The following is a 14,466-nucleotide window of genomic DNA, read 5'->3' as shown; positions in this document are numbered from 1 at the left end:
GTAGCTGATGATTGGTAACTGATAACTGATACCTGAGTTTTTATTTGCGTCATAGGAATTACACTATTTTTTATGTATCCAGAGGAATATCAAAACCCACAACCAACAGATGAGTCTTTGCAATCACCAGCAGAAAAAAGCCCTACATCTACAAATGAACAAACAGAAAACTTATCTGTTGAACCAGTCTTAGAATCAACAACACAGAACTCCACAGTGGATACAGAACAAAATAATCAAACTTCTGTCTTACCTATAGCAAACTCACAAGCCAGCAACTCTAAAGATGAGTTTGTGGTGCAGCAACAAGAGGAAATCACCACTTTAGGATTAGAAAATCAAGCAGAAATCCAAGTAACACAACGACTTGCCCAGTTACAAGCACAAGAACAAGCCCTAAAAGCAGAAATTGCTAACTTGCAGGCTGCATATAAAACTCTGCAAGCACAAATGAATCAAACGCAAATTCTGATGGGGAATTTTGTGCAAGAGACGCTTTCTAGCTTAGAACAGCGTAAGAATACGCTACAAATTTCTATAGAACAGCTCGAAAGGCGTCAAGAACGCATCCGTAGCGAGATGCGAACTACGTTTGCAGGTGCTTCTCAAGAATTGGCAATTCGGGTACAAGGTTTTAAAGACTATCTCACTGGTAGCTTACAGGATTTAGCAGCTGCCGCAGAACAATTACAACTAGTTTCCGCACCAAAACCAGAACCAGAAAAAGTTATCATCAAAGAAGTCAGACCTGCTGAAACCCAACCAGGAACACCACAATTTGCCCAGCAGCAGTTTCAAGACACTACCAAGCAAATTCGTCGCCTGATTGACCAGTACCGCACCAAGCCAGATTATTATGGGCCACCGTGGCAGCTGCGTCGTACATTTGAACCTGTCCACGCCGAAAGAGTTTCTAACTGGTTTTTCAACCAAGGTGGACGGGGTGCTTTGCGGACGATGGGTAGCAGGTTACAGAATATACTGATTTCCTCAGCAATTATATCGATATTGTATAAACTTTATGGCGATCGCGTCCGTACTTTAGTTTTAGCTAATACACCGGAACGCTTGGGTGAATGGCGGCGTGGCTTACAAGACTGCTTAGGAATTGGTCGTCCAGATTTTGGGCCTGACCGGGGAGTTGTATTATTTGAGTCTCCAGAAGCAGTGGCACAAAAAGCCGAACGCTTGGAAAAATCCAAGCAACTGCCTTTAATTATCATTGATGATTCTGAAGAGTTAATCAGCTTGGCACTGTTGCAATTTCCTTTATGGTTAGCCTTTGCCCCTGACCCCAAAATGATGAGAAGTTACGAAGATGATTTTTAATAATGGGTAATAAGTAATGGGTAATGGGCAAGAATTACCTATTACCAACTACCAATTACCAATTACCAATTACTAACTATGTCTACTTGGTTAATTTTGTGTGGAGCAATTCTATTTGTAGCTTACCTGTTGGGTTCTCTACCCACTGGTTACACAATAGTGAAGCTATTAAAAGGCATTGATATTCGGGAAGTTGGTTCCGGTTCTACGGGAGCAACTAATGTGTTAAGAACACTGGGTAAGGGGCCTGGGGCATTTGTTTTGTTAATTGATTGCCTCAAGGGAGTTTTAGCTATCTTTCTGGTTTACTGGTTGTTTAACTTTGCCCAAAATCAAGATTTAATTCCCTCAACCGTCAATTTTGGAATCTGGCAAGCGTGGATGGTAACTTTAGCAGGACTAGCAGTAGTACTCGGACACAGTAAATCTATTTTTTTAGGGTTTACTGGTGGTAAGTCTGTTGCTACCAGTTTGGGAGTATTGCTGGCGATGAATTGGCAAGTCGCTTTGGCAACAGCAGGAGTATTTGCCGTTGTCGTAGCAATATCAAGAATTGTATCTTTAAGTTCAATTTCTGGTGCGATCGCAGTTTCCATTTTCATGGTACTTCTGCACCAACCCCTACCCTACATCTTGTTTGGCGTTGCGGCTGGTTTGTATGTAATTTTGCGGCATCGTAGTAATATTGAGCGTATTATTGCAGGTACTGAACCAAAGTTAGGACAGAAGTTACAGACACAGACACCGGAAAGCGTCAATATATAAAAGAAAAAACGAACACAGATGTACACCGATGTAGACGCCCCTAAGGGCGGCTTCCCGTAGGGTACACCGATGAACACTGATAATTCTTAGCCACTAACGGTAATCGCAATTTAAAAAAATAATACAACACATGATTATATAAGACCCCACCCCAACCCTCCCCTTTCCAAGGGGAGGGTGCCGTTAGGCGGGTGGGGTTATCTGCCGCAAACATTATTTGAATTGGTATAATCTATCTGTGTCAATCTGTGTGCATCGGTGTTCGATTTTTAAACATAAATTTTTCAGGCTATGCTTACCAAGGCAGAGGTTTCCCATCGCGGAAGAATCCACCGGTTGGGCCATCATCTGGTAATGTGGCTGCCCACACAATCCCTGCTGCACCATCCTCAACTGGTCTTCCTCCTGCACCACCCATATCGGTTGCAACCCAGCCTGGACAAACTGAGTTAACCAAAATGCCAGTACTTCTTAACTCGTCAGCTAACATTCGAGTCAGGGCATTGAGTGCTACTTTTGACACACTGTATGCAGGTGTGCCACCACTCATGCTAGTCAACGATCCAGCCCCACTGGAAACATTTACAATTCGACCATGTTGGCTTTGGCGTAGCAGGGGAATAAATGCTTGACACATGCGCCAAGGGCCAAAGGTGTTGGTTTCCAATGCTTCGTGTACTGTATCAAAGTTAGCATTAATTGCCTGCTGCCAAGTGTCGTAGAGAATGCCAGCATTATTAATCAGGATATCTAATCGCCCAAATTCTTCTTTGACTTGAGTCGCTAGGCGATCAATACTCTCTTGATTAGTCACATCCAGCCAACGCGGTAAAACCTCAAGTCCTTCTTTTGCCAATGTCTCGGCTGCGGCTTTTCCCTTTTCTAAGTTACGCGCTCCTAAAATTACAGTAATATTTTGACGAGCAAGTTGACGTGCAACTTCCAGTCCGATACCGCGATTTGCACCAGTAGCGATCGCTATCCTTGGTATTTGCTTTTCTGAGTTCATTGGCCCTCCTTAGTGGTTGTGATACCCACACCAGAAAAGTTACAGTAATTTATAGTGCGATTTGTAAAGTGTATAATTACAACTTGCGTTTAATATTACAACATACCTAATAATGCCTGCTTAAACTCTGTTGCACTCTTAAATTGAAGAAGGCAGCTATGCAGGAGGCAGAGGGCACAAGGAGCGATGTTCCTGGGAGAATTCATACCCACCAGCAATTCGTATCCGCTAAACTTCGTTTTAGCGGGGGTCTTAAACCCAAAAGCTCGGACGGCAATAGGGCTGCTCAACCGACAACTCAACATAGATGCCTCCTGTCCTCTGCCCTCTGCCTTCCTCGCGCAGCGAGATAAATTTCTGGTTTCTCTACTAACGCTAAATCAATTACCTCTGCTAGTTTTTGCGGAATAGATGCATCGCGTTGGCGAATAGGTAGGGGTTCATTTTGCAACACTGCCAAAAAAGTCGCAATACAAAATCCCGCACGCGAATAGCTGGCGGGTTGATATCTAACAAGCAGTGATAGCGGAAAATAGTACTATGGTCTTCATCATTAGGTAGTTTTGGGTTACAGTCGTTTGACCTACCAATAATGCAAGTGGTGCGAGAGTCAAAAATATATTGTCTTGTAGTTTGCCTTCGGTAATTGTAAGAGTAATTTTGGTAGGTATTTGGTATTTATTATATGTATTTTTACGGCATTAATTTTTATTGTAGGAATTTTTAGCCCTATCCTAGACTTCATACAGCAATAGGTGAGTTATCCTCACCAAAACTAGCCACGTCCACATAACGTTCAACCGCCAAGCTTGTGCGGTTTTGTTTAATTCTCTCAATTTCATGCAGGGTTTCTGCTGTTAGGTAACTCTCGCCACAATGAGGACAACTGATTATTGGAATATTCTCAATTACCAGCAAGTCTTCACCTTTACCATACGTCCTCGCAACCCTGCGAATATTTACACCTTGACTACTGCAAATATCGCACTTCATTTTGCCCTCTCCCATCTTAGACTCGATATACGGTAATGATAACTAACTTTCCTGTTAAACCAAGTTTGGCGATGACTTCGACTTCTACACCGTCAGAGGTTGTTCCTCTAATGCGGTATTTTTATTCGACAGTGACTTTATGTTTTTGACGTTCCAATATATCACCTGTCAGGATGCTTTTTTGGATATCGTAGATTGTTAAATTATCATCGTTCATTTCTTCTTCTGCATGGAGAGTCATTACATATTGAAGCGATGTGACCTTCTCCCGCATTCGTCGTAAAATTTCATCGAACATGAAATCTGTTAGTTAAAGCAAGTATTTCTGAGAATTTCTCAATATACTCCAATACGGTTCAGTTACAGCAGAATTTAGGAATCAGAAGTCAGAATACCCTACGGGAAGCAAGCTACAGAAGTAAAATTTTCTCTATGTCTGGCTTTTAGACCTAAGCATTGTACTTCACTTAATTGCAACGTGCTGTACTTTCGTAGACTTGCTGGGAAATTGCCAGATAAACAAGACGCTATTCCCAAATTTTACCGACACTCATGAGATATAACCGATAAAGTTGTTGCTCAGTCGAGGTTGGCGATCGCATCCAACAGGTAATGACGAACCTAACTCATCAATAAGGCGACCTGGGGAGTGATTGCCTTAGTATTTTTATTCATAGCTTTTTTTCTCTTGAGCAAGCTTTTTCTCTTGCTCACTACACCACTGCGCTATTAAATCTTTAGCAACACTACTCATATCCGTTTCTGCCTGGACACATAGGGACTTGAAACGGATTTTTAATTCCTTGCCAATTACCAGTTTGACCGTATCTTCGGGTTTTGCCATCACATCATTCTGGCATAGCATAGGGGGAATCTCAGCAATATTCCCATATTTTCATATTCCCATATTCCCTAATTCCCCCAAAATTGATATAATTTTCCCCAGAAGTAATAACCCCGACGTGCCAGCACCACTTTCCTAAACCCGGCATTCGCTGTTCTTGCCAAGTAGAACGTGAATGCTGAGTTTAAGGACTCAGCACTTGGAAACGTTTTTGTGGTGTCAATAGACACCACTTTCTTAATAAAAGATGAGCAAATCTAAAACAATCGTCAGTGTCGGAGTGGCGATCGCATTTTTTACAACTAGCCTTCGTATGTTTCTCTGCCAAATCAGAAGAGTCAAATAGGAGTAATTATGCCAATACCTCAAACAACAAAATTTATTTCTGAAGGCTATCTCATTTGTCAAAAATACTACCTTCATGGATAAAGATACAATCCCGAAATGACGAGCTTAAATGCTGAGGACGCTGAGATAGAACACGTTTTAAACAATTACATCTGGGAACAAAGAAAAATAAGCGAGAAGCCTCATGAGATAAAGTATAGACACATCAAAACACATTACTTTGTCTATGAAGTGCAAAAAGAAACTAGAAATTCTGAAAACGAGCTGGAGTTCAGAGAGCTTGAATGTGCCTATAATGTAAGGTTTAAGGAAATTTGGAGATGTTTTTATAAGCCGCAAAACGTTCTTAATCCTGATTCAGAAAGAATTGTTGAAGATGTTAAGAATCTTGGTAACTTTTTCCTCTTTTCTTATAAGAGTCTGGATGATTTAATCAGAAACAATATGATTCTTGGCTGGACAACAGAGGAAGTGATTGCAGCTATTCATCATTTGCTGGAATTAAATCCAAATGATTTACTGGATCATGAAAGAGAAAAAATAGAACAGCTGAGACAGTGGGTTAATCAAAAACCAGAACTAGCAGCATAACTGGAATCTTTCTATCTCAAATATCTCCGCACGCACACGTATGTAAAGATCTATTACTTTGCATACGTTTTTTTATGCGATCGCCCCCTACCCCACCCTACAGTTGCTCCATCTTCATCTGTGGCACTGACAGCATCACCACTTTAATTGGCATTAGTCGTTCCACATTTGTGTAGGGCTTTGAGACTTCCTTGAGTGGTGGCGTTTACTATGACGGTAAGGATTTGGCAAATTTGGATCTCCAAGGTTTACGCAGGTCGTTGGGTGTAGTGCTGCAAAATGGCAAAATCGGATCAGGCTCGATTTTTGATAATATTACTGCCGGGGCATTAGTCACAATCGATAAAGCTTGGGAAGCCGCACGTATGGCAGGTTTGGCAGATGACATCGAGCAAATGCCAATGGGAATGCACACTATTATTAGTGAGGGGGGAACTAATCTTTCTGGTGGACAACGACAAAGATTATTGATTGCGCGATCGCTTGTTGGTAAACCAAAAGTTATCCTCATGGATGAAGCCACCAGCGCTTTAGATAACCGCACCCAGACAATTGTTAGCAACAGTTTAGATCAGTTGCAAGCTACCCGTGTGGTAATTGCCCACCGCCTCAGCACGATTCGCAATGCTGATCGTATATATGTGATCGATGCTGGGCGAGTCGTGCAAGAAGGTACTTTTTTGGAGTTAATATCCCAAGAAGGATTATTTGCCCGATTGGTAGCCAGACAGTTGGAACATTCGGTGATTGGCGGGTAGAGTTTTCTTTTTGCGTTAATTCGTAGCGGTTTTAAACGCAGAGGGACGCAAAGGTAAACGCAGAGGGGCGCTGAGTTTTGGTGTCAAAATTTCGCTATGAATTTATGTAATTTCGTACTAAAGAGACTTTCTAGTCTGTTCCCTGTTCTCCATAGAAAATAATTCATCGATTGCGTTCGAGGCGGCGGATAATCCGTGTTAACAATTCTTCTCCTACTACAGGTTTGAGTACGTAGTCATCTGCGCCAACGGCAAATACTTGCTGTACGGTTTCTATTTCCCGGTGTGCAGTCAGAAACAAAATCGGTAATCCTCGCCATTTGGGATCGGTACGTACCGCTTGGCAAAGTTCAATACCATTGATTTGGGGCATTTCGACATCTAAAATCACTAAATCAGGTGCGATCGCTTCTAGTACTTCCCAAAAACCTAACGGTTTAGCTAACCCTGTCATCCGTATACCCCAAGGTTCTAACATGGGACGTAGGGCAGCTAAAATCAATGGGTCATCATCTACAATAAGTACATTAATTGCTAAATTTTTGTGTTTTTGTAATATTTGAGAGGCAATATCCCATACCTGCATTGCTGTTACTGGCTTGACTAAAAATCCTCGTCCTCCAGCACGGGCAATGGTAACACGGTCTGCTAGCCCATTCGCGGTAGTCAGAACAATTACGGGTATGGGTGGAGTGCGTTTTGCTAATTCTGCTAATAATGTCAAACTATCTTCCCGTGTTCCCACCTCATCCATATTCAGAACTACTAAATCTGGTGATGTTGTTTTGAGGTAATTTTTGACACCTTCAATTGTGGCTATCTGCTCGCATAGTGTACCCGTACCCAGCGCTAGCTGTTGCAACTCTGCCCCTAGTTGCAGATCAGGTTCAATTAATAATAAACGGGTGTTTGCAGAAGCTGGAACAGGGAGAGTTGATTGATGACTAGGTTTTTGGACTGCAAGATTTAACAAGTCGCCCAACTGTTGAATTAATGACAGCAATTGCTGCTTTTGGATTGTTGATAATTCGCCCTTTTGACTAAAATTTACTTCTATTTTTCGTGCTATTTCAGTCCCAGCATCCAGTTCAAACATTCCCAAAACACCAGCTAGTTTGTGCGCCGCCTGTTGGGCAGATTGACTTAATTCTGCTGTTAAGTTGTTACTAGCAAGAGCGGTTGCAGCTTGTGCCAATACATCCATACGCTGCGTCATCAGCCCTTGATACTGGTTCCACAAACCACCCATCGCTTGTTGAAACTGCTGCACCACAGATGCGGAATTTACTGAATTTGCGGAGTTAGGATCAAAAGAAACCTCCCCCCTGTCCCCCTTGTCCCCGTGTCCCCCTTGTCCCCGTGTCCCCCTTGTCCCCTGCTTTAACTTCTGAGGATTAAGCCGATATCCCACACCGTAGACATTCTCAATCCAATCTACAGCCCCCGCAACTTTCAGCTTATGTCGCAACCATTTAATGTGCGATTTGACAGTTTCCTCCTGTGGTGGATCATCAAAAGTCCAAAGATGCTCAATAATATCGCCCCGACTGTATACTCGCGATGGATTCCGCATCAACAGTTCTAGTAGACTGTATTCTTTGGGTGTTAATTCGATTTGTTTTTCGTTATAGGTAACTTGGCAACTACTCGGATCTAGCCGCAATCTCTCAATCTCCAGTACCGGGGTATGAGGAATTTCACCCCGACGTAAAAGGGCGCGGATTCGTGCTTGTAGTTCTTCTAAATCCAAAGGTTTGATCAAGTAATCATCTGCACCTGTATCCAGTCCCCGAATGCGATCGCTACTAGCATCTTTTGCCGTCATCAACAAAATCGGAGTATTACAACCTTTTTTACGTAATTTTTGACACAAGGATATCCCGTCTATTTTCGGTAATCCCACATCCATCAGCAGCAGGTCGTAGTTTGTGCTTTGGCTATATTCCCAGCCCATTTGACCATCCTGAACAACATCAACAACATAGTGTTGCTTGGTCAAAGACTGCAACAAAACACTCACTAATACCTCGTCATCCTCGATGAGCAAGATTCTCACTGCCGACTTCCTTTATTTTCCTATTCCCTATTAACTGTTAACTGTTCACTGATTCAATTCGTTAGTTCAATAATTTCATCAAAGCAGAAACTGCGTACTAAATTTGCTAAATTTTCTGCCAAGTCAGAATGAGTTTGCGGAATTTGCTCTATTAATTGGAAAATTCGCTCAGCATCAACTTCAACTGCTGCTTGATTAACTTCTTCTAGCCATGCAGCCGACATCACAGTAATCGCAGAGTGCAGATCCACAATGGAAGATTGAATATTCTCTGACTGATTGCTTGTTACATTGTCGCTGCTGTCTTCTGCATACACATAGCGTACCTGCAAATATTCAGCTATCTTTTCAAAAATTACTTGTTCTCGGAATGGCTTGCGAATTAAATCGTCGCAACCAACGGCTAAGATACTTGCCTGTTGTTCTTCAAAAGCACTAGCAGTCAGAGCAATAATTACAGTGCGGAAATTTGTAGCTGTAGTTTTTTCCCTGGCTCTAATTTCTTTTGTTGCGTCGTAACCGTTCATTATAGGCATCCGCATATCCATCCATATTAGGTGGGGTTGTCGATTTTGCCATCTAGCGATCGCTTCTTGCCCGTTATTGGCAGCATCTACCTCAAAACCTACACTACCAAGGAGTTGCACAATTAAGTCACGGTTTTCGGGGCGATCGTCCACTACGAGAATACGGTAAGAGGGTTGATCTGCTGCCAACCCAATCACCCGTCCCTTACTCAACTTTGGTGCAACTTTCAATGCTGATGCCAAATTGACTTGGATATCAAAGCTAAAAGTAGATCCTTGTCCCAAGGTACTACTAAAGTGAATCTCACCCCCCAGCAATCGCACAAACTGACGGCTGATAGTTAGCCCTAACCCAGTACCTTCCTTAGTTTGGATACCGCTTGTTGTCTGGACAAAAGGCTGGAAAAGATTCTCCATTTCTTCTGGTGCGATCCCCCGTCCGGTGTCTTCGACTTCAAAGATTAGGGATTGGGGATTGGGGAGATGGGGAGTGTGGGGAGTAATGTAGAGACGCGATTCATCGCGTCTGGAAGTGTGGGAAGAAAAATTTCCTTTTTGTCCGCCTTGTCCCCGATCTCCAGTCCCCAACCTCGCCCGTAATGTTACTCCTCCTGCTTGTGTAAATTTAACGGCATTACCCAAGAGGTTAATCAGAACTTGGCGGAGTTTGCCCTCGTCTGTGTTGATATAACGGGGAAGATCGGGAGCAATTTCAAAGTTGAGAAACAAATGCTTTGCTTGTGTCCGTGCCTGGAACATTTCTTGTAAAATTTGCAACAGTAAATAAAGATCGAAATCTTCGGGGTTGCAAACAATGTGTCCGGCTTCTATTTTGGACATTTCCAACACATCGTTAATCAGGTTGAGTAAGTGTTCGCCACTACGGTTAATGGTAGCCAAAGATTCACGCTGATTTGAGTTGAGGCTGGTGTCTCGTTCCATTAATTGAGAAAAACCCAGGATGGCATTTAAAGGCGTGCGGAGTTCGTGACTCATATTAGCCAAAAAAGCACTTTTGGCACGGTTAGCAGTTTCGGCGGCTTCTTTGGCAATTCTCAGTGCCTCTTCTGCTTGATGCCTAGATCGACCGATCGCTATGATTTCACCTACGAGTTTTAATAAATTAATATCTTCTTGGTTCCAGGTTTTCGTCTGATGAATCATCGCTGCACCCACAAACCCAACCACTCTACCAGCATGAAGCATGGGTACAGCAAGTAAAGATTGAAACGACATACTTGCAAACAATTTTCGCTCAGGTAGATGGGGCGGTAGTTTTTCCACACAAGAGATTTGGCGATGTCTACCACAGAGAATCGGCTCATAGAAATAGGGGAAAGCTTCCACAGGCGAACCTCTGGCAATATCAATCAATGGGGGAACATCTTCACTGCACCATTCATGAATGAGATAAAATTCTCTTTGATCGCTGGAGCATTCAAAAATGCAACTGTGTTCAGCATCAATAAACTGAGCGATCGCTTGTAGTGTAAAATTAATTGCTGTTTCTAAATCTTGGTCAATAAATTGCCGAGAAATGCTGCTAATTAAACTTTCTGCTTGAGTACGACGTTGCAAGGCTTCCTCTGCCTGTTTGCGATCGCTAATATCACGAGCTATGCCCACAATCTGGAAATTACCTTGGGCATCTTGTGTGCGGACTATGTTTGCAGTTTGCCAAACCCAGCCCCCATTACGACGTCTGCCACGAAACTCAGTATTAGAAATTCCTTCACCTGTTGCTAAAACAGTTTGGGCGGCATCTAGACATTTTGGCACGTCTTCGGGATGGGTAAAGGATGCAAAGTGATTGCCTTCTATTTCCTGGGGGGCAAATCCGGTAGTATTCAAGATATTAGGGGATATGTAAGTAAATACCCCATGAGGATTAATAACAAATAGTACATCATTAACTTTTTCCACGATCGTGCGAAACTTTAACTCGCTTTGCTGTAGGGCTGCTTCTGCTTGTTTGCGTTCTAGTTCCGCACCGGCACGGGCAGCAAAAATTTTCATAATCAGTTCCCGCCCCGGATCGGGCTGCATTGGTTTGACATCTATCACTGCTAGATGTCCAATGATTTCGCCGCATGAACTAGTCAGAGGAACACCTAGAAAACTTTCGGCATTCATCCTCACTAAATCTGCATCTTCGGGGAAAGCGGCTTGCACTTGTTGGGGGTAGTGACACATCTTGCCTTGTAAAGTGTGTTGACAAGGTGTACCGCGCAAATCATATTCCAAGTTGTCACCAATATTCCCACAACACCAAAAAGCCAAAGTCCGGACTTTCGTTTTTGGCTCATCATTAAATTCAGTCACTAGGGCATACTGAACTTGCAATACCTCAGCAAGGTAACGAACGCAGGAATTAAAGAATTCATCACCTGTTTTAGCTGCTGTCCCCTCAACAATTAAGCGTAAAGCTTGTTCTTGGTATTTGCGATCGCTAATATCTGTAAAGACAGAATCTAAACAAGACTCTTCTACATTGAGGCGGATTGACAATAATACCCAAACGACAGAGCCATCAAAGCGACGCAATGCGAGTTCAAAGTTACGTACCTCGCCGTACTTTTCTAACTCAGCTAACATTCGGGTGCGGTCATTTATATTAACATATAAGTCAGTGGTGAAATGTTTGCCAATCAGGTCAGCAGCACAGGCAAAACCTAGAATCTCCGCACCGCGTTGATTAGCATCCACTATTAATCCATCTTTCTGGCGAGTGCGAAAAATCCCTACTTGAGAATTTTCAAAGATGTTGCGGTATTTCATTTCACTACGACGTAAGGCTTCTTCTGCTTGCTTGCGTTCTGTAATATCGCGTCCCACACCTGCGATCGCAATTTCACCACTAGAAGTATTAATTGTGGAAGTGTTAAAGTTAAACCAACGCCAACTGCCGTTTTTGTGTCGCAGTCGCACCTCAATACCAGTCAACTTTTCCCCTAAAGCTGCCCTTTGTAATGCAGCAGCGCTAATTGCCAAATCTTCTGGTTTGGTAAACTCCACCACAGAATGACCTTCGATTTCTGCCAAGCTATATCCCATAATTGAGGTGACATTAGGCGAGTGATAGGTAAAAATTCCGTCTAGGTTGAGAACAAATATCAGATCATTGGCATTTTCAACAATAGTACGGAACTTTAACTCACTTTCCTGGAGGGCTGCTTCAGCGCGTTTGCGTTTTGTAGCATCAGTCCCTACTGAAAGAATTTCAATTAAGTTGCCTCGCTCATCTAAAATAGGCTTATTTGCCCAGACTATCCAAACGCGATCGCCATTTTTACACAAGTTCTCGTTTTCGTTAAATATATACTTTTCTGGGTGCTGACAAATATCCACCATTAATGCCTGTAAGTCGCGTCCAGAAGTTTCAGTTTCGGGAACAATTGTGCCAACGACATTGCGTCCGATAATTTCATCTACATCGAAGCCAAACAGCCTTTGACCGTAATCATTTAAAAATATAATGTCACCATTGCCATCCCAACGCAGAATGATGCAGTTGGCTGTTTGTACCAAATCGCGGTATTGTGCTTCGCTTTGGCGTAAGGCTTCCTCAATAAGTTTGCGAACTGTAATATCTCGCACTATAGCTAAAACATGTGGCTTTCCGTTGTAAATGCAAGTTGTACCTTTGACTTCCACATCTATTAAAGTACCATCTTTGCAGACATCAACCGCTTGCCCGTAAAATTGCTCACCGACTCGCATTGTCTTCAGATACTCATAGAAAACATGATGGGAGTCTGGGTGAATGTAGGCTGATGGATGCAAAGCGATAAATTCTTCGTAGGTGTAACCATGCATTTGGCAAGCAGCCGGATTCACTTCGACGACTTTTTCAGTTTCTATCTCAGTAATAAATAGTCCATCATTGATTGCTTCAAAAATACTACGGTATTGCAACTCACTTTGTCGCAGCGCCTCTTCTGACTTTTGGCGTTGAGTAACATCACGGAAACTCCACACTCTACCAATAATTTGTTCGCCGATACGCTGAGGACAGGAGTAGCGCTCAAATACTCTGCCATCTCGCAATTCTAACAAGTCGTTACTTACTAGCTCTGGCTGGGCATATAATTCTCGAACTCGTTGCAAAAACCCATCGGGATCTTTTAGCTGATTCGCTAGATGCATCAACCGCTTCAAATGATCTGGTTCCGTCAAAATTTCTGGCGGAACTGACCACATTTCTAAGAACTTTTGATTATAACTGGTAATATTACTGTAAGTATTAACTGCTAAGATACCATCTTGAATTGATTCAAAGATCGCACTTAACAAAGACAAAGAGTTTTCTAAAGTGACTTGGGTTTGTTGGCGTTCACGTAGCGCGGCTTGCCGTTCGCTAATATCCCGCCCTAATACTACAAGAGCCTTGCGTCTCCCATCCTGGTGAAACAGGGGTGCTTTAATCATATCTAAACTACTGGCTGTCCCATCAGGTCGGGGGACAATTTCTTCTACACGATGCACACATGCCAATTGCCAAGCTTGCTCATCTGTGTCGCAGCAATTAAGCAAGACATCATGATAAAAATTGGCGAATTGTGCTAGTTCTGCGTCGGTTTTGCCTCGATAATCAACGCCTTGTAGTTCTAAAAACTCCAGGTTAGCCTGGTTTGACAGCAACCATCTTCCCTCGCCATCTTTTAAACAAATAATATCGGGTGTAGCGTTAATTAATGTCTGCAATCGTTCCTCAATTTCTTGCAGGGATTCTTGAGTTTGTTGAATTTTTGTAATATCTCGAATCACCAGTACGGCAAATTTTTCCTCAGCTAATCTAGTGCAGTTCCCAGAAATTTCTAATATCAGGCTACGTTCACCTTGTGTTAACTGATAATTTGTTGTTGCGTATTCCCCATTTAGTAATCGCACATCCGGATAGAAATTTTCCGCAACTGGTTGTCCGGTTTGTGCTAAAGGTAGTAAATCAGTTAACTGCAAGCCGCAAACAGTGCCGTGGAGTTGGTTAACCAGAGACTCAAAGCTAGAATTGCACCATTGAATGCGTCGGTCTTCTCCTATCCAGACTACAGCATCCGCGATCGCACTTAGCGTTACTTCCATTTTGGTGAGGGTAGCTTGCAATTGCTTCACCTGCTCTAGCTGTTGTGCGCTCATCACCAACTCCTTGATGCCTCCGAGAAAGAAATAGCAACTTGGTATAGAAATTTTAGCGTTAGTCAACCCTCGGAAGAATTAACTACGCAAAATTACATATTCATTAGGAA

Annotated in this window: 10 protein-coding genes and 1 pseudogene; 4 read left to right on the top strand and 7 right to left on the bottom strand. The window is 42.7% G+C overall.

The genetic code is table 11. The annotated features are described in order from the left end of the window. Positions 1–72 precede the first annotated feature (72 nt). The gene (locus RS893_RS22950; RefSeq protein WP_315787999.1) at positions 73–1,329 is read left to right on the top strand and encodes a DUF3086 domain-containing protein; all 1,257 of its coding nucleotides are present in this window, start codon (positions 73–75) and stop codon (positions 1,327–1,329) included. A gap of 78 nt (positions 1,330–1,407) precedes the next feature. After that, positions 1,408–2,094, top strand: coding sequence for a glycerol-3-phosphate 1-O-acyltransferase PlsY (gene plsY / locus RS893_RS22945; protein ID WP_315787998.1), 687 nt, complete (start codon positions 1,408–1,410; stop codon positions 2,092–2,094). Between the two features lie 295 nt (positions 2,095–2,389). Here the strand turns inward: plsY and RS893_RS22940 are convergent, their stop codons facing one another. From RS893_RS22940 to RS893_RS22915, 5 genes are all read right to left on the bottom strand, one after another. Further along, positions 2,390–3,103, bottom strand: a complete 714-nt coding sequence (locus RS893_RS22940; protein ID WP_315787997.1) for an SDR family oxidoreductase — start codon at positions 3,101–3,103, stop codon at positions 2,390–2,392. Between the two features lie 298 nt (positions 3,104–3,401). Further along, positions 3,402–3,554 carry a hypothetical protein gene (locus RS893_RS22935; protein WP_315787996.1) on the bottom strand — a complete coding sequence of 51 codons (153 nt, stop codon included), beginning with the start codon at positions 3,552–3,554 and terminating at the stop codon, positions 3,402–3,404. 290 nt (positions 3,555–3,844) lie between these two features. Then, positions 3,845–4,096: a type II toxin-antitoxin system MqsA family antitoxin gene (locus RS893_RS22925; protein WP_315787995.1), complete on the bottom strand. Its 252-nt coding sequence runs from the start codon at positions 4,094–4,096 to the stop codon at positions 3,845–3,847. Positions 4,097–4,217: 121 nt separating this feature from the next. Further along, on the bottom strand, positions 4,218–4,394 hold the full coding sequence (locus RS893_RS22920) for a DUF4258 domain-containing protein (protein WP_315787994.1): 177 nt from the start codon (positions 4,392–4,394) through the stop codon (positions 4,218–4,220). 369 nt (positions 4,395–4,763) lie between these two features. Next, a complete protein-coding gene (locus RS893_RS22915; protein ID WP_315787993.1) occupies positions 4,764–4,961 on the bottom strand; it encodes a plasmid partition protein ParG in 198 nt (65 codons plus the stop codon). Between the two features lie 423 nt (positions 4,962–5,384). On the opposite strand from RS893_RS22915, the gene RS893_RS22910 reads away from it, so the two are divergent. Both RS893_RS22910 and RS893_RS22905 read left to right on the top strand, forming a co-directional pair. Beyond that, entirely contained in the window at positions 5,385–5,879 is a 495-nt protein-coding gene (locus tag RS893_RS22910; RefSeq protein WP_315787992.1) for a hypothetical protein, read from the top strand. 176 nt (positions 5,880–6,055) lie between these two features. Beyond that, a pseudogene (locus tag RS893_RS22905) lies at positions 6,056–6,637 on the top strand (ATP-binding cassette domain-containing protein); the annotation flags it as partial. A 163-nt stretch (positions 6,638–6,800) separates the two neighbouring features. On the opposite strand, the gene RS893_RS22900 reads toward RS893_RS22905, so the two are convergent. Next, positions 6,801–8,693 (bottom strand): response regulator, encoded by a 1,893-nt coding sequence (locus RS893_RS22900; RefSeq protein ID WP_315787991.1) that lies wholly within the window; start codon positions 8,691–8,693, stop codon positions 6,801–6,803. 53 nt (positions 8,694–8,746) lie between these two features. Continuing rightward, positions 8,747–14,356, bottom strand: a complete 5,610-nt coding sequence (locus tag RS893_RS22895) for a PAS domain S-box protein (RefSeq protein WP_315787990.1) — start codon at positions 14,354–14,356, stop codon at positions 8,747–8,749. Positions 14,357–14,466 lie beyond the last annotated feature (110 nt).

Origin of the sequence: Fischerella sp. JS2 (assembly GCF_032393985.1) — a bacterium.
Classification (GTDB): Bacteria; Cyanobacteriota; Cyanobacteriia; order Cyanobacteriales; family Nostocaceae; genus Fischerella.
Note: the sequence above shows the minus strand (reverse complement) of the source record. Positions and strands in the feature narration are given on the sequence as shown.

Excerpts from the sequence above, each read along its gene's own strand:
- plsY (WP_315787998.1), top strand. The coding sequence starts at position 1,408 with ATGTCTACTTGGTTAATTTTGTGTGGAGCAATTCTATTTGTAGCTTAC.
- RS893_RS22915 (WP_315787993.1), bottom strand. The coding sequence starts at position 4,961 with ATGCTATGCCAGAATGATGTGATGGCAAAACCCGAAGATACGGTCAAA.
- RS893_RS22920 (WP_315787994.1), bottom strand. The coding sequence starts at position 4,394 with ATGTTCGATGAAATTTTACGACGAATGCGGGAGAAGGTCACATCGCTT.
- RS893_RS22925 (WP_315787995.1), bottom strand. The coding sequence starts at position 4,096 with ATGAAGTGCGATATTTGCAGTAGTCAAGGTGTAAATATTCGCAGGGTT.
- RS893_RS22940 (WP_315787997.1), bottom strand. The coding sequence starts at position 3,103 with ATGAACTCAGAAAAGCAAATACCAAGGATAGCGATCGCTACTGGTGCA.
- RS893_RS22910 (WP_315787992.1), top strand. The coding sequence starts at position 5,385 with ATGACGAGCTTAAATGCTGAGGACGCTGAGATAGAACACGTTTTAAAC.
- RS893_RS22950 (WP_315787999.1), top strand. The coding sequence starts at position 73 with ATGTATCCAGAGGAATATCAAAACCCACAACCAACAGATGAGTCTTTG.
- RS893_RS22895 (WP_315787990.1), bottom strand. The coding sequence starts at position 14,356 with ATGAGCGCACAACAGCTAGAGCAGGTGAAGCAATTGCAAGCTACCCTC.